General features: G+C 66.4%; 31 protein-coding genes. 14 read left to right on the top strand and 17 right to left on the bottom strand.

Annotated elements, in window-relative coordinates; genetic code table 11:
• Nucleotides 1-68 precede the first annotated feature (68 nt).
• From AB0O89_RS00390 to AB0O89_RS00400, 3 genes are all read left to right on the top strand, one after another.
• Nucleotides 69-950 carry a Sir2 family NAD-dependent protein deacetylase gene (locus AB0O89_RS00390; protein WP_363493230.1) on the top strand — a complete coding sequence of 294 codons (882 nt, stop codon included), beginning with the start codon at nucleotides 69-71 and terminating at the stop codon, nucleotides 948-950.
• A complete protein-coding gene (locus AB0O89_RS00395) occupies nucleotides 947-1,555 on the top strand; it encodes a histidine phosphatase family protein (protein ID WP_363493232.1) in 609 nt (202 codons plus the stop codon). Before AB0O89_RS00390 ends, AB0O89_RS00395 begins: the two co-directional genes overlap by 4 nt.
• A gap of 115 nt (nucleotides 1,556-1,670) precedes the next feature.
• Nucleotides 1,671-2,144 carry an Lrp/AsnC family transcriptional regulator gene (locus AB0O89_RS00400; protein ID WP_300593749.1) on the top strand — a complete coding sequence of 158 codons (474 nt, stop codon included), beginning with the start codon at nucleotides 1,671-1,673 and terminating at the stop codon, nucleotides 2,142-2,144.
• On the opposite strand, the gene AB0O89_RS00405 is transcribed toward AB0O89_RS00400, so the two are convergent.
• Nucleotides 2,116-3,108: a DMT family transporter gene (locus AB0O89_RS00405; RefSeq protein ID WP_363493235.1), complete on the bottom strand. Its 993-nt coding sequence runs from the start codon at nucleotides 3,106-3,108 to the stop codon at nucleotides 2,116-2,118. The two genes, AB0O89_RS00400 and AB0O89_RS00405, sit on opposite strands and share 29 nt — an antisense overlap.
• Nucleotides 3,109-3,195: 87 nt before the next feature.
• On the opposite strand from AB0O89_RS00405, the gene AB0O89_RS00410 reads away from it, so the two are divergent.
• The gene (locus AB0O89_RS00410) at nucleotides 3,196-3,750 is read left to right on the top strand and encodes a CGNR zinc finger domain-containing protein (RefSeq protein WP_363493237.1); all 555 of its coding nucleotides are present in this window, start codon (nucleotides 3,196-3,198) and stop codon (nucleotides 3,748-3,750) included.
• Here AB0O89_RS00410 and AB0O89_RS00415 read toward each other — a convergent pair.
• The 4 genes from AB0O89_RS00415 to glgA form a co-directional block, all read right to left on the bottom strand.
• Entirely contained in the window at nucleotides 3,710-4,609 is a 900-nt protein-coding gene (locus AB0O89_RS00415; RefSeq protein WP_363493239.1) for an alpha/beta hydrolase, read from the bottom strand. The two genes, AB0O89_RS00410 and AB0O89_RS00415, sit on opposite strands and share 41 nt — an antisense overlap.
• Nucleotides 4,610-4,705: 96 nt before the next feature.
• Nucleotides 4,706-4,963 (bottom strand): type B 50S ribosomal protein L31, encoded by a 258-nt coding sequence (locus tag AB0O89_RS00420; RefSeq protein WP_292735706.1) that lies wholly within the window; start codon nucleotides 4,961-4,963, stop codon nucleotides 4,706-4,708.
• 86 nt (nucleotides 4,964-5,049) lie between these two features.
• The gene (locus AB0O89_RS00425) at nucleotides 5,050-5,838 is read right to left on the bottom strand and encodes an ABC transporter ATP-binding protein (RefSeq protein ID WP_292710562.1); all 789 of its coding nucleotides are present in this window, start codon (nucleotides 5,836-5,838) and stop codon (nucleotides 5,050-5,052) included.
• A 10-nt stretch (nucleotides 5,839-5,848) separates the two neighbouring features.
• Nucleotides 5,849-7,072, bottom strand: coding sequence for a glycogen synthase (glgA, locus tag AB0O89_RS00430; RefSeq protein ID WP_363493242.1), 1,224 nt, complete (start codon nucleotides 7,070-7,072; stop codon nucleotides 5,849-5,851).
• Between the two features lie 47 nt (nucleotides 7,073-7,119).
• On the opposite strand from glgA, the gene AB0O89_RS00435 reads away from it, so the two are divergent.
• The 3 genes from AB0O89_RS00435 to AB0O89_RS00445 all read left to right on the top strand — a co-directional run bounded on the left by AB0O89_RS00435 (nucleotide 7,120) and on the right by AB0O89_RS00445 (nucleotide 9,814).
• A complete protein-coding gene (locus tag AB0O89_RS00435; RefSeq protein ID WP_292710568.1) occupies nucleotides 7,120-8,361 on the top strand; it encodes a glucose-1-phosphate adenylyltransferase in 1,242 nt (413 codons plus the stop codon).
• Nucleotides 8,362-8,409: 48 nt separating this feature from the next.
• Nucleotides 8,410-9,045, top strand: coding sequence for a phosphoserine phosphatase SerB (gene serB / locus AB0O89_RS00440; RefSeq protein WP_363493660.1), 636 nt, complete (start codon nucleotides 8,410-8,412; stop codon nucleotides 9,043-9,045).
• A gap of 70 nt (nucleotides 9,046-9,115) precedes the next feature.
• A complete protein-coding gene (locus AB0O89_RS00445; protein ID WP_363493245.1) occupies nucleotides 9,116-9,814 on the top strand; it encodes an alpha/beta hydrolase in 699 nt (232 codons plus the stop codon).
• Between the two features lie 6 nt (nucleotides 9,815-9,820).
• Here the strand turns inward: AB0O89_RS00445 and fabG are convergent, their stop codons facing one another.
• The gene (gene fabG / locus AB0O89_RS00450; protein ID WP_363493247.1) at nucleotides 9,821-10,531 is read right to left on the bottom strand and encodes a 3-oxoacyl-ACP reductase FabG; all 711 of its coding nucleotides are present in this window, start codon (nucleotides 10,529-10,531) and stop codon (nucleotides 9,821-9,823) included.
• Nucleotides 10,532-10,673: 142 nt separating this feature from the next.
• Between fabG and AB0O89_RS00455 the strand changes: the two genes are divergently transcribed.
• The 4 genes from AB0O89_RS00455 to AB0O89_RS00470 all read left to right on the top strand — a co-directional run bounded on the left by AB0O89_RS00455 (nucleotide 10,674) and on the right by AB0O89_RS00470 (nucleotide 12,653).
• Nucleotides 10,674-11,129 carry a DUF4190 domain-containing protein gene (locus AB0O89_RS00455; protein ID WP_363493249.1) on the top strand — a complete coding sequence of 152 codons (456 nt, stop codon included), beginning with the start codon at nucleotides 10,674-10,676 and terminating at the stop codon, nucleotides 11,127-11,129.
• 66 nt (nucleotides 11,130-11,195) lie between these two features.
• Entirely contained in the window at nucleotides 11,196-11,561 is a 366-nt protein-coding gene (locus AB0O89_RS00460) for a DUF3099 domain-containing protein (RefSeq protein ID WP_363493251.1), read from the top strand.
• Nucleotides 11,551-11,775: a hypothetical protein gene (locus tag AB0O89_RS00465; RefSeq protein WP_363493253.1), complete on the top strand. Its 225-nt coding sequence runs from the start codon at nucleotides 11,551-11,553 to the stop codon at nucleotides 11,773-11,775. The genes AB0O89_RS00460 and AB0O89_RS00465 overlap by 11 nt, the downstream gene beginning before the upstream one ends.
• A 65-nt stretch (nucleotides 11,776-11,840) precedes the next feature.
• Nucleotides 11,841-12,653, top strand: a complete 813-nt coding sequence (locus tag AB0O89_RS00470; protein WP_363493662.1) for an SURF1 family protein — start codon at nucleotides 11,841-11,843, stop codon at nucleotides 12,651-12,653.
• Nucleotides 12,654-12,683: 30 nt separating this feature from the next.
• Here AB0O89_RS00470 and AB0O89_RS00475 read toward each other — a convergent pair whose 3' ends face one another.
• Nucleotides 12,684-14,282 (bottom strand): ABC-F family ATP-binding cassette domain-containing protein, encoded by a 1,599-nt coding sequence (locus AB0O89_RS00475; RefSeq protein WP_363493664.1) that lies wholly within the window; start codon nucleotides 14,280-14,282, stop codon nucleotides 12,684-12,686.
• A gap of 110 nt (nucleotides 14,283-14,392) precedes the next feature.
• Here AB0O89_RS00475 and AB0O89_RS00480 point away from each other — a divergent pair, with 110 nt between their 5' ends.
• Entirely contained in the window at nucleotides 14,393-15,031 is a 639-nt protein-coding gene (locus tag AB0O89_RS00480; RefSeq protein ID WP_363493255.1) for a biotin transporter BioY, read from the top strand.
• A gap of 3 nt (nucleotides 15,032-15,034) precedes the next feature.
• On the opposite strand, the gene AB0O89_RS00485 is transcribed toward AB0O89_RS00480, so the two are convergent.
• The 9 genes from AB0O89_RS00485 to sufB all read right to left on the bottom strand — a co-directional run bounded on the left by AB0O89_RS00485 (nucleotide 15,035) and on the right by sufB (nucleotide 22,097).
• Nucleotides 15,035-16,189, bottom strand: a complete 1,155-nt coding sequence (locus tag AB0O89_RS00485; protein ID WP_363493257.1) for an aminotransferase class I/II-fold pyridoxal phosphate-dependent enzyme — start codon at nucleotides 16,187-16,189, stop codon at nucleotides 15,035-15,037.
• 257 nt (nucleotides 16,190-16,446) lie between these two features.
• Nucleotides 16,447-17,037, bottom strand: coding sequence for a disulfide bond formation protein B (locus tag AB0O89_RS00490; protein WP_363493259.1), 591 nt, complete (start codon nucleotides 17,035-17,037; stop codon nucleotides 16,447-16,449).
• Nucleotides 17,037-17,195, bottom strand: a complete 159-nt coding sequence (locus tag AB0O89_RS00495) for a DUF5993 family protein (protein ID WP_300592062.1) — start codon at nucleotides 17,193-17,195, stop codon at nucleotides 17,037-17,039. Before AB0O89_RS00495 ends, AB0O89_RS00490 begins: the two co-directional genes overlap by 1 nt.
• Nucleotides 17,196-17,263: 68 nt before the next feature.
• Nucleotides 17,264-17,968, bottom strand: a complete 705-nt coding sequence (locus AB0O89_RS00500) for a lysophospholipid acyltransferase family protein (RefSeq protein ID WP_363493262.1) — start codon at nucleotides 17,966-17,968, stop codon at nucleotides 17,264-17,266.
• Between the two features lie 59 nt (nucleotides 17,969-18,027).
• Nucleotides 18,028-18,357, bottom strand: a complete 330-nt coding sequence (locus tag AB0O89_RS00505; protein ID WP_195693758.1) for a metal-sulfur cluster assembly factor — start codon at nucleotides 18,355-18,357, stop codon at nucleotides 18,028-18,030.
• Between the two features lie 9 nt (nucleotides 18,358-18,366).
• Complete coding sequence (gene sufC / locus AB0O89_RS00510; protein WP_300592066.1) at nucleotides 18,367-19,137, bottom strand: Fe-S cluster assembly ATPase SufC; 771 nt, start codon at nucleotides 19,135-19,137, stop codon at nucleotides 18,367-18,369.
• An 11-nt stretch (nucleotides 19,138-19,148) separates the two neighbouring features.
• A complete protein-coding gene (locus tag AB0O89_RS00515) occupies nucleotides 19,149-19,490 on the bottom strand; it encodes a non-heme iron oxygenase ferredoxin subunit (RefSeq protein WP_300592068.1) in 342 nt (113 codons plus the stop codon).
• Complete coding sequence (gene sufD, locus AB0O89_RS00520) at nucleotides 19,487-20,677, bottom strand: Fe-S cluster assembly protein SufD (RefSeq protein WP_363493265.1); 1,191 nt, start codon at nucleotides 20,675-20,677, stop codon at nucleotides 19,487-19,489. The genes AB0O89_RS00515 and sufD overlap by 4 nt, the downstream gene beginning before the upstream one ends.
• Before the next feature lies 1 nt (nucleotide 20,678).
• Nucleotides 20,679-22,097 carry a Fe-S cluster assembly protein SufB gene (gene sufB / locus AB0O89_RS00525; RefSeq protein WP_363493267.1) on the bottom strand — a complete coding sequence of 473 codons (1,419 nt, stop codon included), beginning with the start codon at nucleotides 22,095-22,097 and terminating at the stop codon, nucleotides 20,679-20,681.
• A gap of 241 nt (nucleotides 22,098-22,338) precedes the next feature.
• Here sufB and AB0O89_RS00530 point away from each other — a divergent pair, with 241 nt between their 5' ends.
• Both AB0O89_RS00530 and AB0O89_RS00535 read left to right on the top strand, forming a co-directional pair.
• Nucleotides 22,339-23,328: a COX15/CtaA family protein gene (locus AB0O89_RS00530; RefSeq protein WP_363493269.1), complete on the top strand. Its 990-nt coding sequence runs from the start codon at nucleotides 22,339-22,341 to the stop codon at nucleotides 23,326-23,328.
• Between the two features lie 90 nt (nucleotides 23,329-23,418).
• Entirely contained in the window at nucleotides 23,419-23,859 is a 441-nt protein-coding gene (locus AB0O89_RS00535) for a dinucleotide-utilizing enzyme (protein WP_363493272.1), read from the top strand.
• A 100-nt stretch (nucleotides 23,860-23,959) separates the two neighbouring features.
• Here the strand turns inward: AB0O89_RS00535 and AB0O89_RS00540 are convergent, their stop codons facing one another.
• Entirely contained in the window at nucleotides 23,960-24,880 is a 921-nt protein-coding gene (locus tag AB0O89_RS00540) for a heme o synthase (protein WP_300590879.1), read from the bottom strand.
• Between the last annotated feature and the right edge of the window lie 136 nt (nucleotides 24,881-25,016).

Here is a 25,016-nt window from a genome sequence, read left to right on the forward strand (position 1 = left end):
AGCAGCACGAAACATCCCCGAAAACCTGGATGCCTAGACTGGAATGAGGCAAGGCAGAGGAGGCAGGCATGTCGCTCATCGACGGTGCTGCCGCGGACGTTCCCGAAGCCCTCGCCCGAGCGCTACGCGTCCTTGACGGACGCACCATGACGATCCTCACCGGAGCCGGAGTATCAACCGATTCCGGCATCCCCGACTACCGGGGAAAAGGCGCGCCGGCGCGGCGCCCGATGACGGTCGAGCAGTTCCTCGGAAGCGATGAGGCGCGTCGCCGCTACTGGGTCGGCTCGCATCTCGGCTGGCGGAGCTTCGCCTCGGCGGAACCGAACGCCGGGCACCGAGCCATCGCCGGGCTCGAAGAGCACGGGATCGCGACCGGGGTCGTCACGCAGAACGTCGACGGTCTTCATGTGCGCGCCGGTAGCCGTCGTGTCGTCGAGCTGCACGGCACGATGCGCCGCGTGTTCTGCATCCGCTGCGGTCAGGTCTTCGACCGACGAGACCTCTCGTCGCGGGTGGAGAGCGACAACCCGTGGCTGGTCACCACCCACGAGCTGCCCCTCGGACCCGACGGAGACGTGACGCCCGAGACGACCGAAGGGTTCGTCGTGCCGGATTGCTCCGTGTGTGCGGGAACCCTGAAGCCCGACGTCGTCTTCTTCGGCGAGTACATCCCATCCGAGAAATTCCGCGAAGCCGAGCAGCTCGTCCTGGGTAGTGACGCGCTGGTCATTGCCGGATCGTCGCTCGTCGTGAACTCGGGGATCCGCCTGCTCGAACGAGCACGACGACGCCGCATCCCCATCGTGATCATCAACCGCGGCCAGACGCGGGCCGATGCTCGCGCAACCGTGAAGATCGACGGCGGAACCTCCGAGGCCCTCACCGCGCTGCTGGAGGGGCTGGCGCCCACCGGGCACCGGGAGCTGGCAAGTAGTCTCGAGAGGTGATCCACCTCACGCTCATCCGCCATGGCGAGACCGACTGGAATCGCGCTCGGCTCATCCAGGGCAGTACCGACATACCCCTCAACGACACGGGTCGGGAGCAAGCCCGGCAAACCGCCGACCGGCTGAGCGGCGTGCTCGATGACCCGGCCGCTGCGCGCATCGTCAGCAGCGACCTCTCCCGTGCCCGTGAGACAGCGCAGATCATCGCTGACCAGTGGGGCTCGCCAGCCCCACTGGCGTATCCCGCACTGCGTGAGCGCGCGTACGGCGACGCTGAGGGGGTCACCATCGAGGACTTCGCCGCACGGTGGGGCGATTGGTACACCTCCGAGGTCCCCGGCGCCGAGTCACGCGAACTGCTGCGCCTCCGGGCCTTCGAAGGCTTTGACACCCTTGTCACCGATGCGCTCCGGTCTCAGCCCGATGTCACGCACATCTTCGTGGTCACCCACGGCGCACTCATCCGCTCTGTCATCCATCACGTGAGCGACGGCAGGTTGCCGGCGCGCCAAGAGCGGCTGGCAAACGGATCCGACTACACCTTCCACTACTCACCCGACGGGCTGACGCTGATCGAGTACGCCGGCACCACGGTTTCGCTCTGAGCTGGGCATACCGATCTGCCCACTGGAATGCACTACGCAGCTCGCTCAGTTTCGTAATGACATTGTGAGCAACATGACCAATCCGCGAATCGGCAACATGCTAGCCTTCCGCGATATGACCGCTCTTGACCATGTCGACCTCGAGCTCTTGGCCGCGCTCGCGGAAGACCCGCGCGCGACAGTTGTTGCGCTCTCGGATCGTCTCGGTTTATCCCGAAACACCGTGCAGGCGCGGATGTCGAGGCTCGACAAGGCCGGAGTCTTTCTCTCGTACGAGCGAGCCCTCTCCCCCACGGCGCTGGGCTTCCCGATCGAAGCATTCCTCAACGTCACGGTCCGTCAGGGGGAACTGCCGCGCATCACGGCAGAACTCGAGCGGATTCCCGAGATCGTTCAGGTGCATGGCCTGAGCGGAACCGTGGATCTGCTCGTGCGGGTCGCGTGCCGCGACACACAGCATCTGTTCGACACCGACGCCCGCATCCTCGCGATCGAGGGTGTGGAGCGCACCGAGACCTCGCTCGCGATGGGTGAGGTGATCGGTTACCGCGTGCGCCCGCTCATGGAGCTGGCACGAGGGGAACGCTAGCCGCCTCCTCCTTGGCGGCCTCACCCGGGTCGGATCGCACCAGGATCACGCCTGCCAAGATCATCGCTCCCCCGACAGCTTGCATGACGGTCGGGACTTCGGCGATCACAAGCCACGCGATCAGCAGGGCGAACAACACTTCGGTGAGCCCGACGAACGATGCGACGCGGGATCCGAGCATCGATCCCGCTCGCACTCCGAACGCGTAGCCTCCGGCGGTTGCCACGACGATCACCCACACGATCGGGATGTACCAGGGAACGCTCACGCCGGCCAACACAACGTCAACGGCCGGTGCGGTGAACGCCAAGAATCCCGTGCCGACCAGCACACCCATGAGAAGAGCGCCGGTAATGAGACCGCCCGAGGCCAGCGCGAGGGGCGGGATGTCGTCGCCGGTCTTCTCGGCGATGAGAAAGTACGCGGCGGTGCAGGCCGCAGCGGCCAAAGCCAGCAAGGTGCCGATCAGGTCGAAGCTTGCACCAGCGATGTCGACGACGAGCACGAGCCCCACGATCGCAAGGACGGAACCCGCCAGGATGCGACGCGAGGGTGCGCGCCGGGTCCGAACCCAGGCGAGCCCGACGAGAAGAACCGGGGCGAGGTACTGAATGAGGAGGGCCATCGCCACCGGCATCCGTTGCAGCGCGGCAAAGTAGAAGATTTGACACCCGGCCACTCCCGTGAGCCCGAACGCGATGATCAGCAGTCCGTGCTTGCGAAGAAAGCCGGGCCGGCGACGGATCGTGACGATCAGAACGGGCGCGAGAATCAGCGCCGCGCCACCCATGCGCAGCAGCAGGGTCGCACCCAGGCTCCAGCCCGCCTCCATGAGCGGCTTCATGAAGCTCCCCGAGGATGCGAAGCTCAGGGCAGAGAGCAGACCGATCGCAAGCCCAGCCATCGATGAGTGCCGGCCCGCGGGGGCAACGAGCACAGGGACCGGAGTGGTCGGAGCGGACATGGCAGCCTGTCAGGAGTGAAAGGGTTTGACACTCGTGACACACTGGTCACGAACGAAACAGTAGCCCTCGGAATGTCAGGAGTCAACATGGTCTTTATCCATGACACCGAGATGGCCCTGCGCGCAGCCGTCGACCTGGTCAACACGCTGCCACTTAGCGGCGACGAAGACACCCTGACGACCGCTGACGAGTACGACGCCTTCCTTGGGCGGTACCCGTACAGCGGCAAGATCTCACGCACGAGGCAGGAGCGAGAGGCGGTACGCAGCATCCGCGCTCGCCTACGCGCTCTGTGGGATGCCGACCGCGAAAGCGCCGTGCCGCTGGTCAATGCGATGCTTCGCGATGGCGAAGCTCTCCCCCAACTCGTGATCCACGACGACTACGACTGGCATGTGCACGCGTCGGTTGACGACGCGCCCCTGGCCACCCGCATCCTCGTCGAGACCGCCATGGCGTTCGTGGAGGTCATTCGCATGGATGAATATGACCGCGTGCTCGTCTGCGAAGCCGATGACTGCGAGGGCGTTCTGGTCGATTTCTCTCGCAACCGCTCAAAGCGCTACTGCGACACCGGCAACTGCGGCAACCGCATGAATGTCATCGCGTATCGAGCTCGTCGAGCCCAAGAAAGCTCCTGACCGCCGCTGCCGCAACCTGTGGCGTCTCATAGTGGATGAGGTGGCCCACATCAGGGATCTCCACGAGGTTCGCGTCAGCAAACAGTCCCGCAAGCACACGCTCGGCCTCGATGGGCGTGATGTCGTCGCGCTCGGCGGCGATCAGCAACGTTGGCTGAGAGATCTGCGGCGCGAACTCCCGCACATCGTGGGAGACCGAGGTCACGAACGCGTCGTGCAGCACGTCCCGGTCGGCAAAGCGGGAGAAGTACGTGTCGTGCTGGTCATGGATGAACCGGCGGAGCTCCGGGTCTTTCGTCTTGGCCATGGAGACACTCATGACCCGCACCACAACGCCGTTGCGCAACAGGGCCGTGCCCGCCCGGCTCGGCATCCGCGCCCCGGCCCAGTAGTAGAACACCGCAAGCCTCGTGAGGATGCCGCGCGGGCCCTCCAGCGCGGGTGCGCCGATCGGATTGACGAGGATCACCCGGGGCGTAGCCAACCCCCCGGCCACGGCTGCCGAAACGACGATCGAGCCGAACGAGTGGCCGAGGATGACGGCCCCCGGCGCGATCTGGGCGACGAAGTCAGTCAGCCACTCGACGTAGAGGGCGAGGTCGTGACGGCGCCCGGGAACCGGCGCCGTCTCACCGAAACCGGGGAGGTCCGGCGAGATGACGCGGACGTCCGGGAGGTAGGCGACGACAGGCTCGAGACCGTGGTGTTCGCCGCGAAAGCCGTGCACAGCGACGATCGTGACCGGCGCGTCAGCGGGCCCGTACTCCCAGAACACGGTGGTCCCCCCGAGTACCGGCACTTCGCGACGCGTGACCGGTATCTCGTCCAGGAGCGCGGCGTACGGATGCGGGGCGGGCACCCGACGAGTCTAGTGACCGTGCCTCATGGGGTCGGGCAGGCCCAGAACGACGAAGACCCCGCTCGAAAGCGAGGTCTTCGTCGTGTGCGGTCGGGCTTACTTGCTCGAGCCGCCGAAGTTCTTGAAGCGCTGGTTGAACTTCTCGACACGACCGGCCGAGTCCATGATGCGCTGCTTGCCCGTGTAGAACGGGTGCGATGCCGAGGAGATTTCGACGTCGATGACGGGGTACTCCACGCCGTCGAGTTCGATCGTCTTGTCGCTGCTCACCGTCGAACGCGTGAGGAAGGTCTCGCCCGAACCGAGGTCGCGGAACACGACAGCCTGGTAGTCGGGGTGAATGTCAGTCTTCATGGGGTTCCTTGCCGAGATGGGGAAAGAAAGTCTGCGGTGCGCTGGCACCAAAGGACGAGTCTACCAGGTTCGCGTGCGGATGCCGATCACGAGGTCCGCGCCCGCGCCGCGTAACGCCCTGCCTCCTGATGCAGCGCGATCGGCACCCCGAACGCTGTGCTGAGCGCATCCTCGGTCAGAGTCTCGCGTAGCGGTCCCGCAGCCACGACGGCGCCGTCGCGGAGCAACAGCACGTGAGTGAAGCCCACCGGGATCTCTTCCACGTGGTGGGTGACCATGACCATGGCAGGAGTGGTCGGCTCCGCAGCGTAACCGCTGAGGAGTGTGAGAAGCTCCTCACGCGAGCCCAGGTCCAGGCTCGCGGTTGGCTCATCCAACAGCAGCAGCTCGGGGTCTGTCATGACGGACCGAGCGATCTGCACACGCTTCTGCTCGCCGTCCGAGAGTGTGCCGAACGTGCGCGTTGCGAGATCGTCGAGTTGCCACTCGGCAAGGACCCGCATCGCGCGACGGATGTCGACCTGGTCGTACTCTTCGCGCCAACGACCCATGACCGCATAGGCGGCGGTCATCACGACATCCAGCACTGTCTCATCCGGCGGGATGCGACGCGCCATGGATGTCGAGGCAAAACCCACGCGCGGGCGCAGCTCGAAGACGTCGGTGCGTCCAATCCGCTCCCCGAGGATGTTCACGCGACCGGAGGTCGGGTGGAGGAGCGATGCACAGAGCTCGAGCAGAGTCGTCTTGCCTGCCCCGTTGGGACCGAGGACGACCCACCGCTCATCGTCGGACACGGTCCAGTCGATGTGATCGATGATGTCTCGGGCGTTTCTGCGGACGACGACGTCGGAGAATTCGAGCACCTGAGCCATGCCGTCAAGCCTATCGGGAGCCGCGGATCACCTCTGCGTACAGCGCGGCGGTTTGCTCCGCGATCCGCTGCCAACTGAAGGCGGTCGTCGCGCGCTCTCGACCCGCCCGCCCGTAGGCCTTGGCCGCCTCACGATCGCTCACGACCTCGCTCAGAACCCGAGCCAAGTCCGCGACGAACGCCTCGGGGTCCAGCGGCGTACCCGTGCCGTCCGAGACCTGCTCGATGGGCACGAGCCTTCCCGTGACACCGTCGACCACGACTTCCGGGATGCCGCCGGTAGCGGTGCCGACGACGGCTGCTCCGCACGCCATCGCCTCGAGGTTCACGATGCCCAGGGGCTCGTAGATCGAGGGGCAGACGAAGGTCGTCGCCGCGGTGAGCGCTACGCACAGCTCGTGCCGGCTGAGGTGGCGGTCGATCCAGACCACCCCGTCTCGAGTCTCCTGCAGGCCGCGGACAAGACCCTCGACCTCGGCGAGGATCTCGGGCGTATCCGGGGCGCCGGCGCACAGGATCAGTTGCACCTCCGGATCCAACCGCTCGGCGGCGCGAAGCAGGTACGGCAGGCCCTTCTGTCTGGTGATGCGCCCGACGAAGACGACGGAGGGCCGGGTCGGGTCGATCCCCAGCGCAGCAAGCGTTTCGGCATCCTCGATCGGATGCCACTGCGCGGTGTCGATGCCGTTGTAGATGACCCGGACGGTCGCGGGGTCGAGACCGGGGTAGCTGCGCAGGATGTCGGCACGCATGCCTTCACTGACCGCCACGATCGCCGCCGCCCCGTGGTATGCGGTGCGCTCGATTTCACTCGAGACCGCGTACCCGCCACCGAGCTGTTCAGCCTTCCAGGGCCGCAGCGGCTCGAGGCTGTGCGCGGTGACGATGTGCGGGATGCCGTTGAGGAGGGCCGCGATGTGACCGGCGAAGTTGGCGTACCAGGTGTGAGAGTGGACCACGGCGGCACCAGCGACGTCATTGACGATGAGCAGATCGGTGCCCATCGTCTGAATCGCCGCGTTGGCATCCCGTAACTCCGCGGGGGTGACGTAAGACGTCGTGTCAGTCTCGTCGCGGTCAGCGCCGAACGCACGCACCTGAACCTCGAGCGGCTCATCGCCCGGCGCATCGGTTGCTGGTAGCGCGCGAAGCGCTTTGACGAGCTCCGCGACGTGGACGCCAGCGCCCCCGTAGATCTCGGGCGGATACTCCTTGGTGACGATGTCGACGCGCATGTGTCGAACGCTAGTACAGGGTCGTGGGGCGGCATAGTGTTGGGGGTATGGCTACGTCGCCCAAGATCTTTGGAATCGTCCTCGCCGGTGGAGAGGGCAAGCGGCTGATGCCGCTGACCGCCGACCGAGCCAAACCCGCTGTTCCCTTCGGCGGTCAGTACCGTCTGATCGACTTCGCAATCTCAAACCTGATCAACTCGGGGCTTCGGCAGATCGTCGTGCTCACGCAGTACAAGTCGCACAGCCTCGACCGACACATCTCCCAGACCTGGCGGATGTCCCCGATGCTGAGCTCCTACGTGACGTCGGTGCCGGCCCAACAGCGGCTGGGCAAGCGCTGGTTCTCGGGGTCTGCCGATGCGATCTTGCAGTCGATGAACCTCATCATCGACGAGCAGCCCGACATCGTCATCGTCATCGGCGCCGACCACGTCTACCGCATGGACTTCCGCCAGATGCTCGACGCCCACATCGCCTCGGGCGCGCGGGCGACGGTTGCCGGCATCCGCCAACCGATCGGCCTGGCGAACCAGTTCGGCGTCATCGATGTCGAGCCCGGTTCGACGCGGATCCGCGAGTTCCTCGAGAAGCCGCAGAATCCGAGCGGTTTGGCGGATGCTCCGCACGAGGTGCTGGCGTCGATGGGTAACTACATCTTCGACACGGATGCCCTCATCGAGGCCGTCGAGGCCGATGGCGAGATCCCGACATCGAACCATGACATGGGCGGCGACATCGTGCCGTATTTCGTCGACCGCGGCGAAGCGAGCGTGTATGACATGAAGCTCAACGACGTTCCGGGCTCGACGGATCGGGACCGGTCGTACTGGCGCGACGTCGGAACCATCGACTCGTTCTTCGACGCGCACATGGATCTGATCTCGACGCTCCCGGTGTTCAACCTCTACAACACCGACTGGCCGATTCACTCGCAGACGGTCAACTCGCCGCCGGCAAAGTTCGTGCGCGACTCGGTCGGAAGAATCGGGACCGCCATCGATTCGGTGGTTTCGCTCGGATCGGTGCTCTCGGGGACGCACCTGGAGCGGAGCGTCGTCGGGCCGTGGACTCTCGCAGCCGGCGGGTCGACCATCACGGATGCCGTGCTGTTCGACTACGTGCGCGTGGGACCGGGTGCGCGCGTTCACCGCGCAATCCTCGACAAGAACGTCGTGGTCGCCGACGGCGCCACGATCGGGGTCGACCGGGCCCATGACCTCGAGCGTGGATTCACCGTCACCGACTCCGGAATCACGGTGGTCGGCAAGGGCGTCGTCGTCGAGCGCTGACCTTCCCGTTCCGGCTCAGCACGACCGGGCCGGTAGCGTAGTCGGGTGATGCCAGCCCGTTTCCTTGTCGTCCTCGATGCCGATTCGACGCTGCTGCGTAACGAGGTGATCGAGCTCATCGCGCATGAGGCTGGTCGCGGAGCGGAGGTCGCTGCCGCGACGGAGGCCGCGATGCGCGGCGAGGTGGACTTCGCTGCGAGCCTGCGAACACGCGTTTCTGCTCTGACAGGAGTTCCGCTTGCTGCGTTCGAGCGCGTGCTCGCGCGCGTGGAGCCGACGCTCGGGGCATCCGAGTTCATCGCTGGTGTCCACGACCGCGGCGGCGTTGTCGGTGTCGTGTCCGGCGGTTTCCACGAGGTGCTCGATCACATCGCACCCGCACTCGGGGTGGATCGCTGGCGAGCAAATCGCCTAGCCGCCTCCGATGGTGCTCTGACAGGAGCCGTGGACGGTGAGATCGTCGATGCCGAGGGGAAGGCAGCAACCCTGCGCGAGTGGGCGCGTGTGCTTGAGCTACCCCTCTCGCGGACGATCGCGGTGGGCGACGGCGCCAATGATCTACGCATGATGGCGGCGGCGGGCTTGGGCGTGGCTTTCAACGCGAAGCCGACAGTCCGCGAGCGTGCAAATGTCGTGATCGACCCGGTCGATCTGCGCGAGATCCTCCCGCTCCTCCCCCGCTGAGCGCCACCGCGGACGATGGGTCGCGCCTCAATCGATGGTCTGTGTCGGATGCCAGGACTAGCGTGACGACATGCACATCATTCTGATCCCCGGCCTTTGGCTCGACGCGTCATCGTGGGACGACATTGTTCCGGCGCTTCGCGACGCCGACCACGAGCCGCATCCTGTGACGCTTCCGGGGGTTGGCGAACCGGCCGACGCCTCCGGTGAGGTCGGTATCGCCGACTGGGTGGATGCCGTCGTCGAGATGATCGACCGACTCGAAGGCGCTGTCGTGCTCGTCGGCCATAGCGGCGGGGGCAACGTCGCATGGGGCGCCGCAGACCGTCGCGTGGACCGGACCGCGCGGGTGATCCTGGTCGACACGCTCCCGCCGACCCCCGGCGGCATGATCTGGGAGTTTCCCATCGTCGACGGCGTGGTGCCCTTCCCCGGGTGGGACACCTTCGAGGCCCCCGAGATCCGAGACCTCTCCGAGGCGGTACGGGCCGAGGTGGCGCAGCGGGCGCTCCCGGTGCCGGCCCGCGTGCCGACCGATGCGATCGCGCTCGCGGACGAGCGACGTCACCGGGTGCCGATGACCATCCTCATGGGCACTGCCAGCGCCGACGAGATCAGTGGTCTGCTCGAGGAGCCGCCGGCGTGGGCAGCAGAACTCGCCGCCAGCCAGCACCTCTCGATCGTGGAGATCGATTCGGGTCACTGGCCGCAGTTCTCGGTTCCCGATGAGCTCGCTAAGCACCTCGTCGCCGCCATCAGGGAGACCTGAGCGGTGTCAGTGCCCCATGCCCAGTCCGCCATCGACCGGGATGACCGCTCCCGAGATGTAGGCGGCATCGTCTGAGGCGAGCCAGGTGACAACGCCGGCTACCTCGTCGGGGGTCGCAAATCGGCCCGCAGGAATCGTTGCCTTGTACTGAGCCTGCGTCTCCTCCGGGAGCTCGGCGGTCATGTCGGTCTCGATGAAGCCCGGCGCAACCACGTTCGCGGTGATGGCGCGGCCACCCAGCTCGCGCGTCAGCGAGCGGGCGAAGCCCACAAGCCCACTCTTCGACGAGGCGTAGTTGATCTGTCCGGGCGAGCCGTAAAGGCCGACGACGCTGGAGATCAGGATGACCCGCCCCCACTTGGCGCGCAGCATCCCCTTCGCCGCCCGCTTGACGACACGGAATGCGCCGCCGAGATTCGTCGCCACCACCGAATCGAAGTCGTCTTCGCTCATCCGCAGCAGCAGAGTGTCCTTCGTGACGCCGGCGTTGGCGACGACGATCGTCACGGGTCCAAGCTTCTCCTCAACCTCCGTGAAGGCCGCGTCGACGGCCGCGGCATCCGTCACATCGGCACGCACCGTCAGCGTGCCCACGGGGCCCTCTCCAGACCGGGCGGTCACGGCGACGGGATACCCCTCCGCGACGAATCGCTCAGCGATGGCGCGGCCGATGCCGCGGTTGCCTCCGGTGACGAGAACGACGTGGTCGGTGGACATGAAGCATCTCCTGCTGTCGGTTCGACCCGCGGTGTGAGCGGGACCGACCCAGACTACCGTTCACGTTGACACGCCCGGGGGCGACTGGAACGCTGGTGGCAGCACGAATGATCGTGCGGATGCGTGTCAGAAAGGCCGAACTGTGAGCGACCAGAACTCCCCCGCGACCCCCGAGGAGCAGCCGTCCGCGGCAGCTCCAGTACCGCCGGCGCCGGCCGCCCCCGCCGCATACCCGCCGCCGGCCCCGCCCGCACCTCCGGCCTACAGTGCGCCGGCGGCTCCGCCCGCCTACGGTGCGGCTCCGGCGTATGCCGCGTACCCGCAGGGCCCCAAGACCAACACGCTGGCGATCGTGTCGCTCGTCTCATCGCTCGTCGGCGTGTTCGTGATCCCGATCATCGGCCAGATCGTCGGGATCATCACCGGACACATGTCGCTGAGCCAGATCAAACAGACACGTGAGGGCGGCCGCGGGCTGGGGCTCGCCGGCGTCATCATCGGCTGGGTCTCGCTCGGCCTGTGGATCCTGGGCATCATCGCACTCGTGCTCTTCTTCGTCGCTGTCGGCACCGCGGGGGTGACGAGCTACCGCTCCTGAGACGCACGACATCAGCGCCGCCCCGACGGATCCCGTCGGGGCGGCGCGGCGTACTCTGGTAGCACCGTGAAATCATCAGCAAAGCCGCAACCGGCGACGTCCCTTCCCCGGGCACCGAAAGAGGACGCCGGCAAGCGGTCGACGACGTATCTCGTGATGATGGCGATCCGTCTCGTCTGCTTCGCCCTCGTCCTGTTCGTCACGCCCTACAGCTGGTACACCTGGGTCTTTGCGGCCATGGCGATCTTCCTGCCGTACCTCGCCGTCGTCATCGCCAACGTCAGCGCCGACATGACGGCACCCACGGCACTCGGACCGGAGCGCATGATCGAGGCTCCCGCGCCCAGCGCGGCACCGTCCCCCGCTGCTACGCAAGCGCCGCAAGTGATCCGGATCGACGAGAGTCCGCAGGAGCGCGCGGGTGAGAGCTGAATCCGCGTCACCGGGCTCCGAGACGATCTGTTCGCGCGCCGGATGCCGAGAGGCCGCGCGCTGGAGCATCCGGTGGCGAAACCCGCGAATCCACACGGGAGATCGCAGCAAGACCTGGCTCGCGTGCGATGAGCATGTCGGTTACCTGCGCGAGTTCCTCACTGCCCGCTCGTTCCCGGTGAGCGTTGACGCATTCGCGGCGGAACAGGCGTGAGTGAGCACGAGGCGCCCGCGGCAGAGCACGAGGCGCCGGCGGCAGAGCACAAGGCGCCGGCGGCGGTGCGGTGGACGGCGTACGTCGCCGTCGCGGTGCTGTTCGCGATAGCGTGCGGGTTTCTCTCCAACTGGCAGTTCACCCGCAACGCTGAGCGCTCGACGCAGCTTGCGCTCGTCGAGGCCAACTACGACGCCGAACCGGCGACGCTCAATGATCTGGTGCCCGCGACCGGTGAGCTACCGGTCGACAACGAGTGGCACCCGGTGGCGCTCGAGGGAACTTATCTCGTCGACGACACCGTACTGGTGAGGAACCGTCCGCACGGCGGCACTGCCGCCTTCGAAGTCCTGGTGCCGTTCCAGACCACGGATGGCCGGATCCTGCTCATCAACCGCGGTTGGGTACCGCCCGCCGAAGACAGTGATCCGAGTGCGATCCCCGCGCCCCCGACGGAGACCGTCGAGGTGATCGCGCGGCTGCGGCCGGGCGAGTCGCTCCCCCGATCCGGCCGAACCGACGCCCCCGAGGGCCAAGTGCCGACGATCCACCTTCCCCTCATCGCAGAGGAGCTCGGGGGCGATCCCGCCTTCATCACGAGCGCCTACGGTGTGATGGTCTCGGAGTCGCCGACCGCGGCATCCCTCCCGAATCCGCTGGAATCCCCCTCCGATGACCCCGGGCCCTACCTGTCGTATGCGATTCAGTGGATCCTGTTCGCCGTCATGGGGTTCTTCTTCATCGGCTATGTGATTCGCACCGAGATTCGTCACCGTCGGGAGGAAGCAGACGACTCCCCCCGTCCCCCGCGCGGCCAGCGCCGTCGCGACCGCGATATGGCCGAGGAAGACGAGATCCTCGACCGGCTCCCCCAGTAGTTCGCAGAGTGGGACGACCGAGGGCGAGCGTCACGCGAGCGTGATGAGGTCGATATAGTCGCGACCCCAGATGTCTTCAACACCGTCGGGCAGAATGAGGACCCGCTCGGGGTTGAGCGCCTCGACAGCGCCCTCGTCGTGCGAGACCAGGATGACGGCGCCCTCGTAGTGAGCAAGCGCGCCGAGGATCTCATCGCGGGATGCCGGGTCGAGGTTGTTCGTCGGCTCGTCCAGCAGCAGCACGTTGGCGCTCGAGACCACCAGTGTCGCGAGCGACAGGCGGGTTTTCTCCCCGCCCGAGAGCACGCCGGCCGGCTTGAGCACATCGTCCCCCGTGAACAGGAACGACCCCAGCACCTTGCGCGCTTCGGTCGCGGTGATGTCGGGCGCCGCGGACATCATGTTGTCGAGTACGGAGCGGCCCACATCGAGGTTCTCGTGCTCCTGCGCGTAGTACCCGATCTTCAGACCGTAGCCAGGCTCGACCTGCCCGGTGTCGGGACGATCGACTCCGGCGAGGATACGCAGCAACGTCGTCTTGCCGGCGCCGTTGAGCCCCAGCACGACGACCTTTGATCCGCGGTCGATCGCGAGGTCGACATCCGTGAAGATCTCCAGCGATCCGTACGACTTCGACAGGCCGGATGCCATGAGCGGCGTCTTGCCGCACGCTGCGGGCTTCGGGAAGCGGAGCTTGGCGACGCGGTCTTCTTGCCGCACCTCGTCGAGCCCCGAAAGAAGCTTCTCGGCCCGTGCGAGCATCTGGTGGGCTGCCGCGGCCTTCGTCGCCTTGGCCCCGAACTTCGCTGCCTGCTGCTGCAGCGCCGTCGCCTTCTTCTCGGCGTTCGCACGCTCCTTCTTGCGGCGCTCCTCGTCGGCCACGCGCTGGCGCAGATAGTTCTTCCACGACATGTTGTAGATGTCGATGACCTGGCGATTCGCATCGAGATAGAAGACGCGGTTGACGGTCTCACCGACGAGCTCGACATCGTGCGAGATGACGATGAGGCCACCCTTGTAGTTCTTCAGGAACTCTCGCAGCCACACCACACTGTCGGCATCCAGGTGGTTCGTCGGCTCATCGAGGATCATCGTCTGCGCGTCCGAGAACAGGATGCGGGCAAGTTCGATGCGACGGCGCTGACCACCCGAAAGCGTGCTGAGCGGCTGGTCGAGGATGCGGTCGGGCAGCGCCAGGTTGTGGGCGATCGAGGCGGCTTCAGCCTCGGCGGCGTACCCGCCCAGCGCCTCGAAGCGCTCGGTGAGCGATCCATACCGGCGCATGGCGCGCGCCGCGACATCGGCGTCGTCATCGGCCATCGCGAGGCTCGCCTCGTGCATCCCGATTGCAAGCTGACCCAGCCCCCGCGCATCCAGGATGCGGGTGCGTGCCAGGTCTTCGGGATTGCCCGACCGCGGGTCCTGGGGCAGGTACCCGAGCTCCCCGCTGCGATCCACGCGACCGGCGGCCGGCAGAAGGTCACCCGAGAGCACCTTCGTGAGTGTGGTCTTGCCTGCGCCATTGCGGCCCACGAGCCCGACCTTGTCGCCCGCGCCCACACGGAAGGTGACGTCCGACATGAGCACCCGGGCGCCCACGCGAATCTCGAGGTCGTGCACGGAGAGCACAGCAAAGCTCCGTTTCATTCGGTGAGAAGGGTACAAGGGGGCTGATGGCCAGCCCCCTAGTATAAGTCGCAATACCTCCCCGCCTGGCTTCCCACCGACCAAGGAGCACCATGACGACTGCCGCAGCACCGGCCACGAACACTCGGGTTCTCGCCGACATCATCGCCCGGCCCTCCTCGCGGGCGCGCGCGTTCGCCATCGACGCCGGACTCGTGCTGGCGGGAGTCGCCGTCGTGGCGCTGCTGGCGAAGGTGTCGTTCTTCATCGGGCCGATCCCGATCACGGGGCAGACTCTCGGCGTCATCCTCGTCGGCGCAGCGCTCGGGTCTGCTCGAGGCGCTGCTGCGATGACGACCTACATGTTCGTCGGTCTGCTCGGTCTGCCCGTTTTCGCGGGGCCGGTCGCGGGTCCCGCCTATCTGCTCGCGCCCTCGTTCGGGTTCATCCTGGGCTTCATCCCCGCGGCTTTCGTCGCCGGATGGTTCGCTGAGCGCGCCTGGGATCGCAAGCCCCTGCTCGCCTTCGCAGGCTTCGTGATCGCCAGCGTCATCCCGTTCGTCATCGGCATCCCGTACATGGCCTTCATCCTGTCGACCGTGATGGGTCAGGACATTTCGCCCGCCGGTGTGCTCAACGCAGGTCTGTTGCCGTTCATCGTTCCCGGCCTGATCAAGGCCGGCTTCGCCGCGCTGCTGATCCCCGGCGCGTGGGCCCTCGTGCGGCGGGTCGACGCAGCAAAGAAGCGCTGAGGTTCAGCGGGAGAGGGCGCCGATTCGTTCGATCGCGTCGCGAAGGACTTCCGGCGAGCATCCGAAGTTGAGCCTCACGTACCCTCGACCCTCATCACCGAACGTCGGCCCATGGTGCAGGGCAACGCGCGCGTCGGTGAGGATCCGTTCGGCAGGGTCTGCACCCCACCCCAGGCCAGACAGGTCGACCCAGGCTAGGTATCCCGCATCGGGGATCTCATACCGCGCCGCCGGTACGTGTTCGGCGAGCAGGTCAGCGAGCAGGCGCCGGTTCGCGTCGAGCGCGGCGAGCAAGGCATCCAGCCACTCATCGCTCTCGGGCGCGAAGGCCGCAACGCCGGCCAGTGCACCGAAGTGACCCGTTCGCCACTCGACTTCCTTCGGCAATTCCTGCACGACGCGTCGCGTGTCATCAGTGGCAGTGAGCATGAGCGCGCACTTCAGACCCGCAAGATTGAAGGCCTTGCTCGCGCTCGCAACCGCATATCCGACGGATGCCGCGAGTGGCGATGCGCTCAGAAACGGCGTGAACGTCGCCGGCGCATGAACCAGGGGCGCATGGATCTCGTCGCTGACAACGATTGCGCCGTGGCGTGCGGCGATCTCAGCAAGGGTCGCGAGTGTCTCGCGCGAGTGCACCGTCCCGGTGGGGTTATGCGGGTTGCATAAGAGGACAGCGCGGGCACCTCCGGCCAGAGCCGCGTCGATACCAGCCAGGTCGAGCGTGTAACCGGAATCCGCAAGCAATGGCACTTTCTCGACGACTCCCCCTGCTTCCGGGATGAGCTCGTAGAACGGCGGGTATACGGGAGGCGTGATGACGACGCGGTCGCCGGGCGAGATCATGGCTCTCAGGATCTCGACGAGGCCCATCACGACGTCCCCGGTCGATCGAACGTGCGCGGGGTCGACCTCCCAGCTGTATCTCCGCCGCGCAAACCCGGCGTACGCCTCAGCGATCCCCGGCTTCGGCGGCGTGTATCCCGTGTCGCCGACCTCGACTGCTGCCCTCAGACGCGCCGTGATGGCAGGCGCAAGCGGGAAGTCCGTCTCAGCGACGAAGAGTGGCAGCACGTCGGCGGGATAGGCACGCCATTTCGTGCTCGTCCGCTCACGCAGTCGCTCGATCGGGAGGGCCTGGAGGGGACTCACGGTCATTCTCCGAGCCTAGCCCTGACTGGCCCGAACCTGTCTGGGCACAGCCGCACAGCGGGGTGCCGGCCACGGGGCTGGCACCGGGTCTGGCGGGAGCGGGCGCAGCCCGCGAGGGCATGTCCGTTCCCGACACCCAGCCGCGCAGCGGGGTGCCGTCCTCGGGGCTGGCACCGGGTCTGGCGGGAGCGGGCGTAGCCCGCGAGGGCATGTCCCCGAGGACGGCACCCCGCGGAGCGGCGGACATCCCAACAGCACGAACCTCAGCCGAAGAGGAGGTACCGCGTCGGGTCGTCGGGAAGCACCCAGTTGAAGCCCTCTTCGGCGAAGACGACCACGAGGTTGATCGCGATCGTGGCGACGAATGCCCACACAACAACCCAGGCGAGAATCCGCAGCCAGCCCGCGGCGGGCGCCACCGGCAGCACGTCCTGCGCGAAGACCGCCACGACGCCCGCGAACACGATGACGACGACGAACGTCATGAGCGCCCAGGTGTACAGGTGCATGCCGAGAACAGCCTCGCCGTATCCCGGGTCCCAGGGCAGGATGTGCAGCAGGATCTGGCGGATCGAGATCGCCGCCCCCACGACGGCGCCGAGGATCGCGAGTCCGAGGCCTGTTGCGAGGTCGCGCAGCAGCAGCTCGCCACGCAGCGCCCGTACGACGACGTACAGGGCGCCGAGGCTTGCCAACATCATGCCCATCCGCTGCAGGATGCACAGCGGACACGGTAGTTCACCGAGCCCGAACTGGAAGACGAACATCGCCATCGACAGGATGCCGACATAGGCGACCAGGAAGGCCACGAAGGCCCAGAACGAGAGCTTGCGAACGATGATCGAGACGGCCATCAGAAGCTCAACTCCAACACGTCGGTCGCGTGGTAGGCGAACAGACCAAGCACAGCAAGCGCGGCGATGGCCCAGGAGCCGATGACCAACCACCGACTCTTGGCGAAGATGATGACGAGGGCCACCGCGAGCAGCAGGCCGAAGATGAGGGTGTCCACGGCCTCACCATAGTGGGGGCCCGAGTTCGGCATCCAGAGGAATGCGGTTTCGGCGCACCGCCGGGCGTTCAGTCGCGCGAGCTCGCGTTCACCTGGCCGGAACGCTCCTGCCCGGTGAGTGCGGCGATGGCGCTCATCGTGCGCTCGGTGATCTCCCGCCGAGCCTTCCCTGCCGGGACGCCGTCCAGATCCGAGAGGTCGAGCGGCTCACCGAAGCGCACTTCGATTCGGGGCCTGCCCGGCACCAGATGACTCAACGGCCTGATGGTGCCGGTACCGATCAATCCCACGGGGACGACCGTCGCGCCGGTGTCGTACGCCATCCACGCCGCTCCCCCGTGCCCCTCGTGCAACCGGCCGTCACGAGAACGCGTGCCTTCGGGGAAGACGGCGAAGACGCTGCCGGCTCGCAGGATGCTGGCACCGGCGTCGAGAGCCGCGCGCGCGTCACGGCCCGTTGCCCGGTAGACCGGCACGCCGCCGATCGACGTGAAGAACCAGCGCATGAACCGCCCGAGTGCGCCGGATCGCGTGAAGTACGACGACTTGATGAGGAACTGCACGGGCCGGGCGGCGGAGGTGGGGATGATGACGGTGTCAAGGGACGCCAGGTGATTGCTCGCAAGCAGGACGGGTCCGCGTGCGGGCACATTCGCTCGCCCGACGATGCGCGGCCGGTACAGAATCCAGAACAGCGGACGAAGCACGAGCCGACCGATGAAGTAGATGAAGCCGGGCCGGGTTGTCGCGCGAGCCGGAGCAGGAGCTGTCACGTCGCCACCTTATCCGCGGCGCGGCTGGGTGAGGGCACGACGCGGGACGAGTGATCGGTTCAGATGGCGAAGCCGAGGGCACGCATCATGTCGCGGCCGTCGTCGGTGATGCGCTCGGGCCCCCACGGCGGCATCCACACCCAGTTGATGCGGAAGCGTTCCACGACATCGTCGAGGGCCTGTGCGGTCTGCTCCTCGAGAACGTCGGTGAGCGGGCACCCGGCAGAGGTCAGCGTCATGTGGATGACGAGAGCGTCGTTCTCGTCATCCCAGCTGAGGTCGTAGATCAGTCCGAGGTCGACGACATTGATCCCGAGCTCGGGATCCATCACGTCTTTGAGGGCCTCGGTGACCTCGTCGAACTTCTCAGGGCTGAGAGTCGCGGTCATGTCTTGATCCTAGGCGTCGGATCCGGCGGCGGGCTCGAGGAAGCGATCGTATCCCTCGGACTCGAGCCGGTCGGCGAGCTCCGGACCACCCTCTTCGACGATGCGGCCGCCGACGACGACGTGGACGAAGTCTGGGTGGATGTAGCGAAGAATGCGGGTGTAGTGCGTGATCAGCAGCACGCCCATGTCGGTCTCGGCCTTGGCGCGGTTGACGCCCTCAGAAACAATCTTGAGCGCGTCGACGTCCAGGCCCGAGTCGGTCTCGTCGAGCACGGCGATCTTGGGCTTCAGGAGTTCGAGCTGAAGGATCTCGTGACGCTTCTTCTCGCCGCCCGAGAAGCCCTCGTTGACGTTGCGCTGTGCGAACTTCTCGTCCATGCGGAGGTCCGCCATGGCCTTCTTGACGTCCTTCGTCCACGTGCGGATCGCGGGCGCCTGCCCGTCGATCGCCGACTTGGCGGTGCGCAGGAAGTTCGTCACGGTCACGCCGGGGATCTCGACGGGGTACTGCATCGCGAGGAAGAGGCCCGCGCGCGCACGCTCATCGACAGACATCTCGAGGACATCTTCCCCGTCGAGGGTGATGGAGCCGCTTGTCACGGTGTACTTGGGATGCCCGGCGATCGTGTACGCGAGGGTCGACTTGCCCGACCCGTTGGGACCCATGATCGCGTGGGTCTCGCCCGTGCGAATCGTGAGCGTCATGCCGTTGAGAATCTCGGTCTCACCGGCATCCGTGTCGACCGTGACGTGCAGGTCGCGGATCTCGAGAACAGCCATGGGGTTCCTTTTCAGTGGATGTCTGTGGTGACGGGCTTGGTGACGGCAGGGTCGATCAGGACGTCGTCGCCCTCGATCGTGACCTCGTACACCGGCACCGGCTCGTACGCTGGAAGGTTCAGGGGCTTGCCTGTCAGAAGGGAGAACGCCGAGCCGTGGGCCCAGCATTCCAGGGTCTCTCCCTCGACGAAGCCGTCGGCAAGCGAGATGTCACCGTGCGTGCAGGTGTCTCCGATGGCGTGGACGTCACCGTTGGAGTCCTTGACGACGGCGATCGCAACACCGTCGACCACGACGCGCTTGGCGGCATCCTGTTCCAGCTCGCTCAGCGAGCACACGCGGGTGGCGCTCACGCAGCCGCCTCCTGTTCGAGTTCGGCGGTGACCGCCTCGGTGAGTTCGGCCTCGAGCTCGGGGATGCCGAGGCGCTGGATGATGTCGCTGAGGAACCCGATCACGACGAGCCGGCGGGCTTCCTCTTCGGTGATGCCTCGCGCCTGCAGGTAGAAGAGCTGCTCGTCGTCGAAACGGCCGGTGGCGCTCGCGTGACCCGCACCCTGGATGTCGCCGGTCTCGATCTCGAGGTTCGGGATCGAATCTGCGCGCGCGCCGTCGGTGAGCACGAGGTTGCGGTTGGCTTCGTACGAGTCGGTGCCGACGGCGTCGCGACCGATGAGCACATCCCCGACCCAGACGCTGCGTGCGCTCGATCCCTGCAGAGCTCCCTTGTAGAGAACGTCGGCTGTCGTGTTCGGTCCGCGGTGGTGGACGTAAACCTGGCTCTCGAGGTGCTGACCGGAGTCGGCGAAGGACAGACCGTAGAGCTTGCCCTCGGATCCGGCGCCGGCGAGATCGACCGACGGGTTCACCCGCACGACCGCACCGCCGAGGCTCACCACGGTGTGGCGAAGGGTCGCGTCGCGACCCACCACGGCCTGATGCGCCGCGACATGCACCGCGTCGTCATCCCACCGCTGCAGCGAGACGAGTGTCAGGTTTGCGCCGTCACGGACGATGATCTCGACGTTCTGGGCGAACTGGGCGGAGCCCTCGTGGCGCAACACGACTGTCGCGCGCGAGTGGGGCGCCGCTTCGATCACGACGTGGGAGTGGGCGCTCAGCTGAGCGCCGGCGCCCGCGAAGACGACTTCGACCGGCTCATCGAGTTCGGCGTCGGCCGGCACCTTCAGATAGAGGGCTTCAGCCGAGCGCTGCCACGCGATGGCGCTCGGCAGGTCTTCGGGTGTGAAGGCCTCCCCACGCGGGGCCTCGCCGATGGCGAGGCCGGCTGCAGCCAGCGGGCCGGTAACCGTGATGCCGACAGCGCCCTCGTCGCCGGGCTTGTCGGCGAACAGCGGAGCGACAGCCGCGATGGGGCTGTGCTTCCAGTTGACCTCACGGCCAGTCGGTGCACCGAACGCGGCAGGGTCGTAGGAACGCGGGCGTTCGGAGCGCGTCTGGACGGGAACGACGTCCCAGCCCCCGTCGGTGTGCGCGGTCGATCCGGGCGCCGTCGCCGACGCCTGTGCGGTAGTCGTCATCTCAGCCGACGCTGCCTTCCATGCTCATTTCGATGAGCTTGTTCAGTTCGAGGGCGTACTCCATCGGCAGTTCGCGCGCGATGGGCTCGATGAATCCGCGGACGATCATGGCCATGGCCTCATCCTCGGGGAGGCCCCGCGACTGCAGGTAGAAGAGCTGCTCTTCACTCACCCGCGAGACCGTCGCCTCGTGCCCGAGCTGCACGTCATCGACACGAATGTCGATCGCCGGATACGTGTCGGAACGCGAAACGGTGTCGACCAGCAGCGCGTCACAGCGAACCGTGTTGGCTGAGTGGTGAGCATTCGGGTCCACTCGGACCTCACCCCGGTAGCCGGCACGTCCACCGCCCCGCGCGATCGACTTCGAGACGATCGAGGACGTCGTGTAGGGCGCCATGTGGATCATCTTGGCGCCGGCATCCTGGTGCTGTCCCGGGCCGGCGAAAGCCACCGAGAGGGTCTCACCCTTCGCGTGTTCTCCCATCAGGAAGACAGACGGGTATTTCATCGTCACCTTGGAGCCGATGTTGCCGTCGATCCATTCCATCGTGGCGCCCTCGTGGGCAACGGCACGCTTGGTGACCAGGTTGTAGACGTTGTTCGACCAGTTCTGGATCGTCGTGTAGCGCACGCGGGCGTTCTTCTTCACGATGATCTCGACGACCGCCGAGTGCAGCGAGTCACTCTTGTAGATCGGGGCCGTGCAGCCCTCGATGTAGTGAACGTACGAGCCCTCGTCGGCGATGATCAGCGTCCGCTCGAACTGACCCATGTTCTCGGTGTTGATCCGGAAGTAGGCCTGCAGCGGGATCTCGACGTGCACGCCCGGCGGCACGTAGACAAAAGAGCCACCCGACCAGACCGCGGTGTTCAGGGCTGCGAACTTGTTGTCACCGGCGGGGATGACGGTGCCGAAGTACTCTTGAAAGAACTCCGGGTGCTCCCGCAGAGCGGTGTCGGTGTCCATGAAAATGACACCCTGCGCCTCCAGGTCCTCGCGGATCTGGTGGTAGACGACCTCGGACTCGTACTGGGCGGCGACGCCGGCGACGAGACGCTGACGCTCCGCCTCGGGGATGCCGAGGCGCTCGTAGGTCTTCCGGATGTCCTCGGGGAGGTCTTCCCAGGTCTGCGCCTGCTTCTCGGTGGAGCGCACGAAGTACTTGATGTTGTCGAAATCGATCGCGCTGAGGTCGGCACCCCACGTCGGCATCGGTTTACGGCCGAACAGCTGATACCCCTTGAGGCGGGTCTTCAGCATCCATTCGGGTTCGGATTTCAACGCCGAGATCCCGCGGACCACGTCCTCGTTGATTCCTCGCTGAGCCACCGCGCCGGCGGCGTCGGTGTCGTGCCAGCCGAACTCGTAGACTCCCAGGCCTTCGAGTTCGGGACGCTCGATCAGCACATCGGACATCGGTTTTCTCCTTCGCGGCCATTGCGGTGTCATCCGCACCGACATCCGTCGCCCCCGGCGGAGTACCGGAGGGGATGTCGCTTACGGGCCCTTTCACGTCGTCGGCGGATTCTCGCGCCTAGACTGGTGATGATCCTGCGGCATTTCTCCGCGGAATCAGACCCTTCGAGTCTACAGGCATCGACCCATCCCCGGGCCGAGCACGCCGCGCCCCCACAGGGCGATCCCAGGAGTGAAGACCGTGTCCGCACCGTCCCCGTCCCCCGCCCGCGTCTCGTTGCTCGGGAGGTTCTGGGCCTGGCTTCCCGACCACGTCGATCGGCGCGTCCGCGTTACCGCATGGTTGTCGTTCCTGGCCGAGGTGCTGATCATCGGAACCGGCGGCGCGGTGCGTCTGACCGGGTCGGGACTCGGGTGCCCGACCTGGCCCACCTGCACCGCGGAGTCGCTCGTCAACACGCCAGAGATGGGCATACACGGGCTCATCGAGTTCGGCAATCGGACGCTGACCGGACTCGTCGGCATCCTCGCGATCATCGTCGTGGTCTTCGTTCTGAAGATGCGACGAGAGCGCCGCGACCTCTTCGCTCTCGCTCTGGTCGTGGTGATCGGCGTCGTCGCTCAAGCGATCGTCGGGGGCATCACGGTGCTGACCGGGCTCAACCCGTTCATCGTCGGCTTCCACTACGTTGCCTCGGTGACGCTCGTGGCGGTGTGTGCGGCGTTCCTCGTGCTCATGCGAGCGCCGGGCGGCCCCCGCGTGCGCGTCGTCACCCGGGTTCACGCCATCTGGGCGCACGCGACCACCGCGGTGCTGGCTGTCACGATCTTCTTCGGCATCCTGACCACGGGCGCCGGACCGCATTCAGGCGACGCGGATGCCGGGCGCAATGGCTTCAACGCCGAGCTGCTCGAACACATCCACGCCTGGCCGTCGTACGCCCTGTTCGCGATGACCCTCGTGCTGCTCGGTTTTGCCTACAGGCGGCGCCGCGACATACCGCGCGTGGTGGCGTGGACCCAGGCAGTTCTCGGGGTGGAGGTACTCCAGATAGCCGTCGGGCTCTTCCAGGCTCGAAACGGCCTGCCGCCGCTGGCTGTCGGCATTCACATGGTGCTGGCTTCGCTCCTGGCTGCAGCGATGACCGCACTCGTCCTGAATCTCAAGCAACCGGTCAGCACCTCGGCCACCCCAGAGGAACCCGCCGACGCACAGGCGATCCATAGCTGACGCATCGACACGGCACGCGTCAAGGGACCAGACTGGTCGCGCCGATCTCTTCGGCGTGACCATAATCCATCCCCTCGCAGGAGTTTCCCTATGACCAATCGCCTTGCCCGCAGCGTCCCCTTCTGGGTGCTGCTTCTCGCTTCCCTCGCCAGCATCGGCGTCGGGCTCTGGCTCGTGCTGACCAAGGTGAGCGAGATGAGTGCGACGCTCGCGGATGGTTCGGCGACATACGAGCAGGTGTACGTGAGCCCTGCGTGGATCGGATTCGGCGGTGTCCTGGTGGGCGCCGGCATCCTCGGCCTGCTGCTCGTGCTGACCCTCGCCGCGCTCCGCTCGGCTCTGCCCGCCCCCGTCGCCGAAACCGCCTTCGTCGAAGAAACCGTCATCGTCGAGGAGGCGGCTCCCGCTGCCGAGCAGGCGCCGGTCTTCGAGGATGCCGATGTCGAGACTTCAACGACCGACACCGCGCCGCCGGCGGCTGCAGCAGAAGCAGCCGCTCAGGCCGACACCGAGGCACCGGAGAACCGCTGACCTCCGCCCCCGGCTGATAGAGAAGGCCCCGCTCGCCGAACATCGTTCGACGGGCGGGGCCTTCTCTCGTGCGCGTCGGGGCACGAGAGCGATGGCGTTCCTAGAACGGAAGCAGCGGGTCGACGGCGATCGCGACGAACAGCAGCGTCAAGTACGTGATGGATGCGTGGAAGACACGCATGGGCCGCGGCTCCGTGCCGCGCACCGCGCGAGCGTAGAGGACATGTGACTCGTAGATGAACCAGCCGCCGAAGACGAGTGCGGATGCCGTGTACACGATCCCCATCGAGGCGACGGGAATCAGCAGCAGCGACGTCACGACTGTCGCCCACGCGTAGAGGATGACCTGAAGGCCGACCTGCGAGCCGGAGCGCGTGGCGCCGAGCATGGGAACGTCCACCTCGTCGTACTGGTCGCGGTACTTCATCGACAGCGGCCAGTAGTGCGGCGGAGTCCACAGGAAGACGAGCAAGAACAGGATGAGTGCGGGCCACGCCAGCGATCCGGTGACGGCACTCCAGCCGATCAGGACCGGGAAGCATCCGGCGATGCCGCCCCACACGATGTTCTGTTCGGTGCGGCGCTTGAGAATCATCGTGTAGATGACGACGTAGAAGAAGATCGCGCCGGCCGACAGTGCTGCCGCGAGCCAGTTGGTCGTGAAGCCGAGCCACAAGGTCGACGCGACGGCAAGTGACCACGCGAAGATCAGCGCCCCACGGGGAGAGACCTCGCCGGTGACGAGGGGACGGTTCTCGGTGCGCTGCATGTGCGCGTCGATATCGCGGTCCAGGTACATGTTGAACGTCGCTGCCGATCCGGCGCTTGCCGAGCCGCCGATGACGGTCGCGACAACGAGCCACAGCGGCGGGAACCCCTGCTGCGCAAGGATCATGACGGGAACCGTCGTCACCAGCAACAGCTCGAGAACGCGCGGCTTGGTCAGGGCGATATAGGCGCGGACGGTGCGGCCGAACGATGCGGGTGCGAGCTGCGCACGCGTCGTCGTGGAAATGTCCATTGCCCTCACTATCGGCCGTCACCCAGGGATTTCCAGTCTATGGCATTGCCCGCAGGCTGGTTCTCTGAGGTCCCCTCTACGGCTTCGAAACACGGCCCACTGCGGGAACCGGAATCGCTATGCTGAAAGCACACGC

The organism is Microbacterium sp. NPDC076895 (assembly GCF_040687115.1).
GTDB lineage: Bacteria > Actinomycetota > Actinomycetes > Actinomycetales > Microbacteriaceae > Microbacterium.

Coding starts and splice junctions, on each gene's coding strand:
- AB0O89_RS00445 (WP_363493245.1), top strand. CDS start 9,116: ATGCACATCATTCTGATCCCCGGCCTTTGGCTCGACGCGTCATCGTGG.
- AB0O89_RS00505 (WP_195693758.1), bottom strand. CDS start 18,357: ATGACCGCGACTCTCAGCCCTGAGAAGTTCGACGAGGTCACCGAGGCC.
- AB0O89_RS00485 (WP_363493257.1), bottom strand. CDS start 16,189: ATGACCGTGAGTCCCCTCCAGGCCCTCCCGATCGAGCGACTGCGTGAG.
- sufC (WP_300592066.1), bottom strand. CDS start 19,137: ATGGCTGTTCTCGAGATCCGCGACCTGCACGTCACGGTCGACACGGAT.
- AB0O89_RS00490 (WP_363493259.1), bottom strand. CDS start 17,037: ATGGCCGTCTCGATCATCGTTCGCAAGCTCTCGTTCTGGGCCTTCGTG.
- sufD (WP_363493265.1), bottom strand. CDS start 20,677: ATGACGACTACCGCACAGGCGTCGGCGACGGCGCCCGGATCGACCGCG.
- AB0O89_RS00425 (WP_292710562.1), bottom strand. CDS start 5,838: ATGGCTCAGGTGCTCGAATTCTCCGACGTCGTCGTCCGCAGAAACGCC.
- AB0O89_RS00400 (WP_300593749.1), top strand. CDS start 1,671: ATGACCGCTCTTGACCATGTCGACCTCGAGCTCTTGGCCGCGCTCGCG.
- AB0O89_RS00480 (WP_363493255.1), top strand. CDS start 14,393: ATGACGACTGCCGCAGCACCGGCCACGAACACTCGGGTTCTCGCCGAC.
- AB0O89_RS00410 (WP_363493237.1), top strand. CDS start 3,196: ATGGTCTTTATCCATGACACCGAGATGGCCCTGCGCGCAGCCGTCGAC.
- AB0O89_RS00435 (WP_292710568.1), top strand. CDS start 7,120: ATGGCTACGTCGCCCAAGATCTTTGGAATCGTCCTCGCCGGTGGAGAG.
- fabG (WP_363493247.1), bottom strand. CDS start 10,531: ATGTCCACCGACCACGTCGTTCTCGTCACCGGAGGCAACCGCGGCATC.
- glgA (WP_363493242.1), bottom strand. CDS start 7,072: ATGCGCGTCGACATCGTCACCAAGGAGTATCCGCCCGAGATCTACGGG.
- sufB (WP_363493267.1), bottom strand. CDS start 22,097: ATGTCCGATGTGCTGATCGAGCGTCCCGAACTCGAAGGCCTGGGAGTC.
- AB0O89_RS00390 (WP_363493230.1), top strand. CDS start 69: ATGTCGCTCATCGACGGTGCTGCCGCGGACGTTCCCGAAGCCCTCGCC.
- AB0O89_RS00405 (WP_363493235.1), bottom strand. CDS start 3,108: ATGTCCGCTCCGACCACTCCGGTCCCTGTGCTCGTTGCCCCCGCGGGC.
- AB0O89_RS00420 (WP_292735706.1), bottom strand. CDS start 4,963: ATGAAGACTGACATTCACCCCGACTACCAGGCTGTCGTGTTCCGCGAC.
- AB0O89_RS00535 (WP_363493272.1), top strand. CDS start 23,419: ATGACCAATCGCCTTGCCCGCAGCGTCCCCTTCTGGGTGCTGCTTCTC.
- serB (WP_363493660.1), top strand. CDS start 8,410: ATGCCAGCCCGTTTCCTTGTCGTCCTCGATGCCGATTCGACGCTGCTG.
- AB0O89_RS00540 (WP_300590879.1), bottom strand. CDS start 24,880: ATGGACATTTCCACGACGACGCGTGCGCAGCTCGCACCCGCATCGTTC.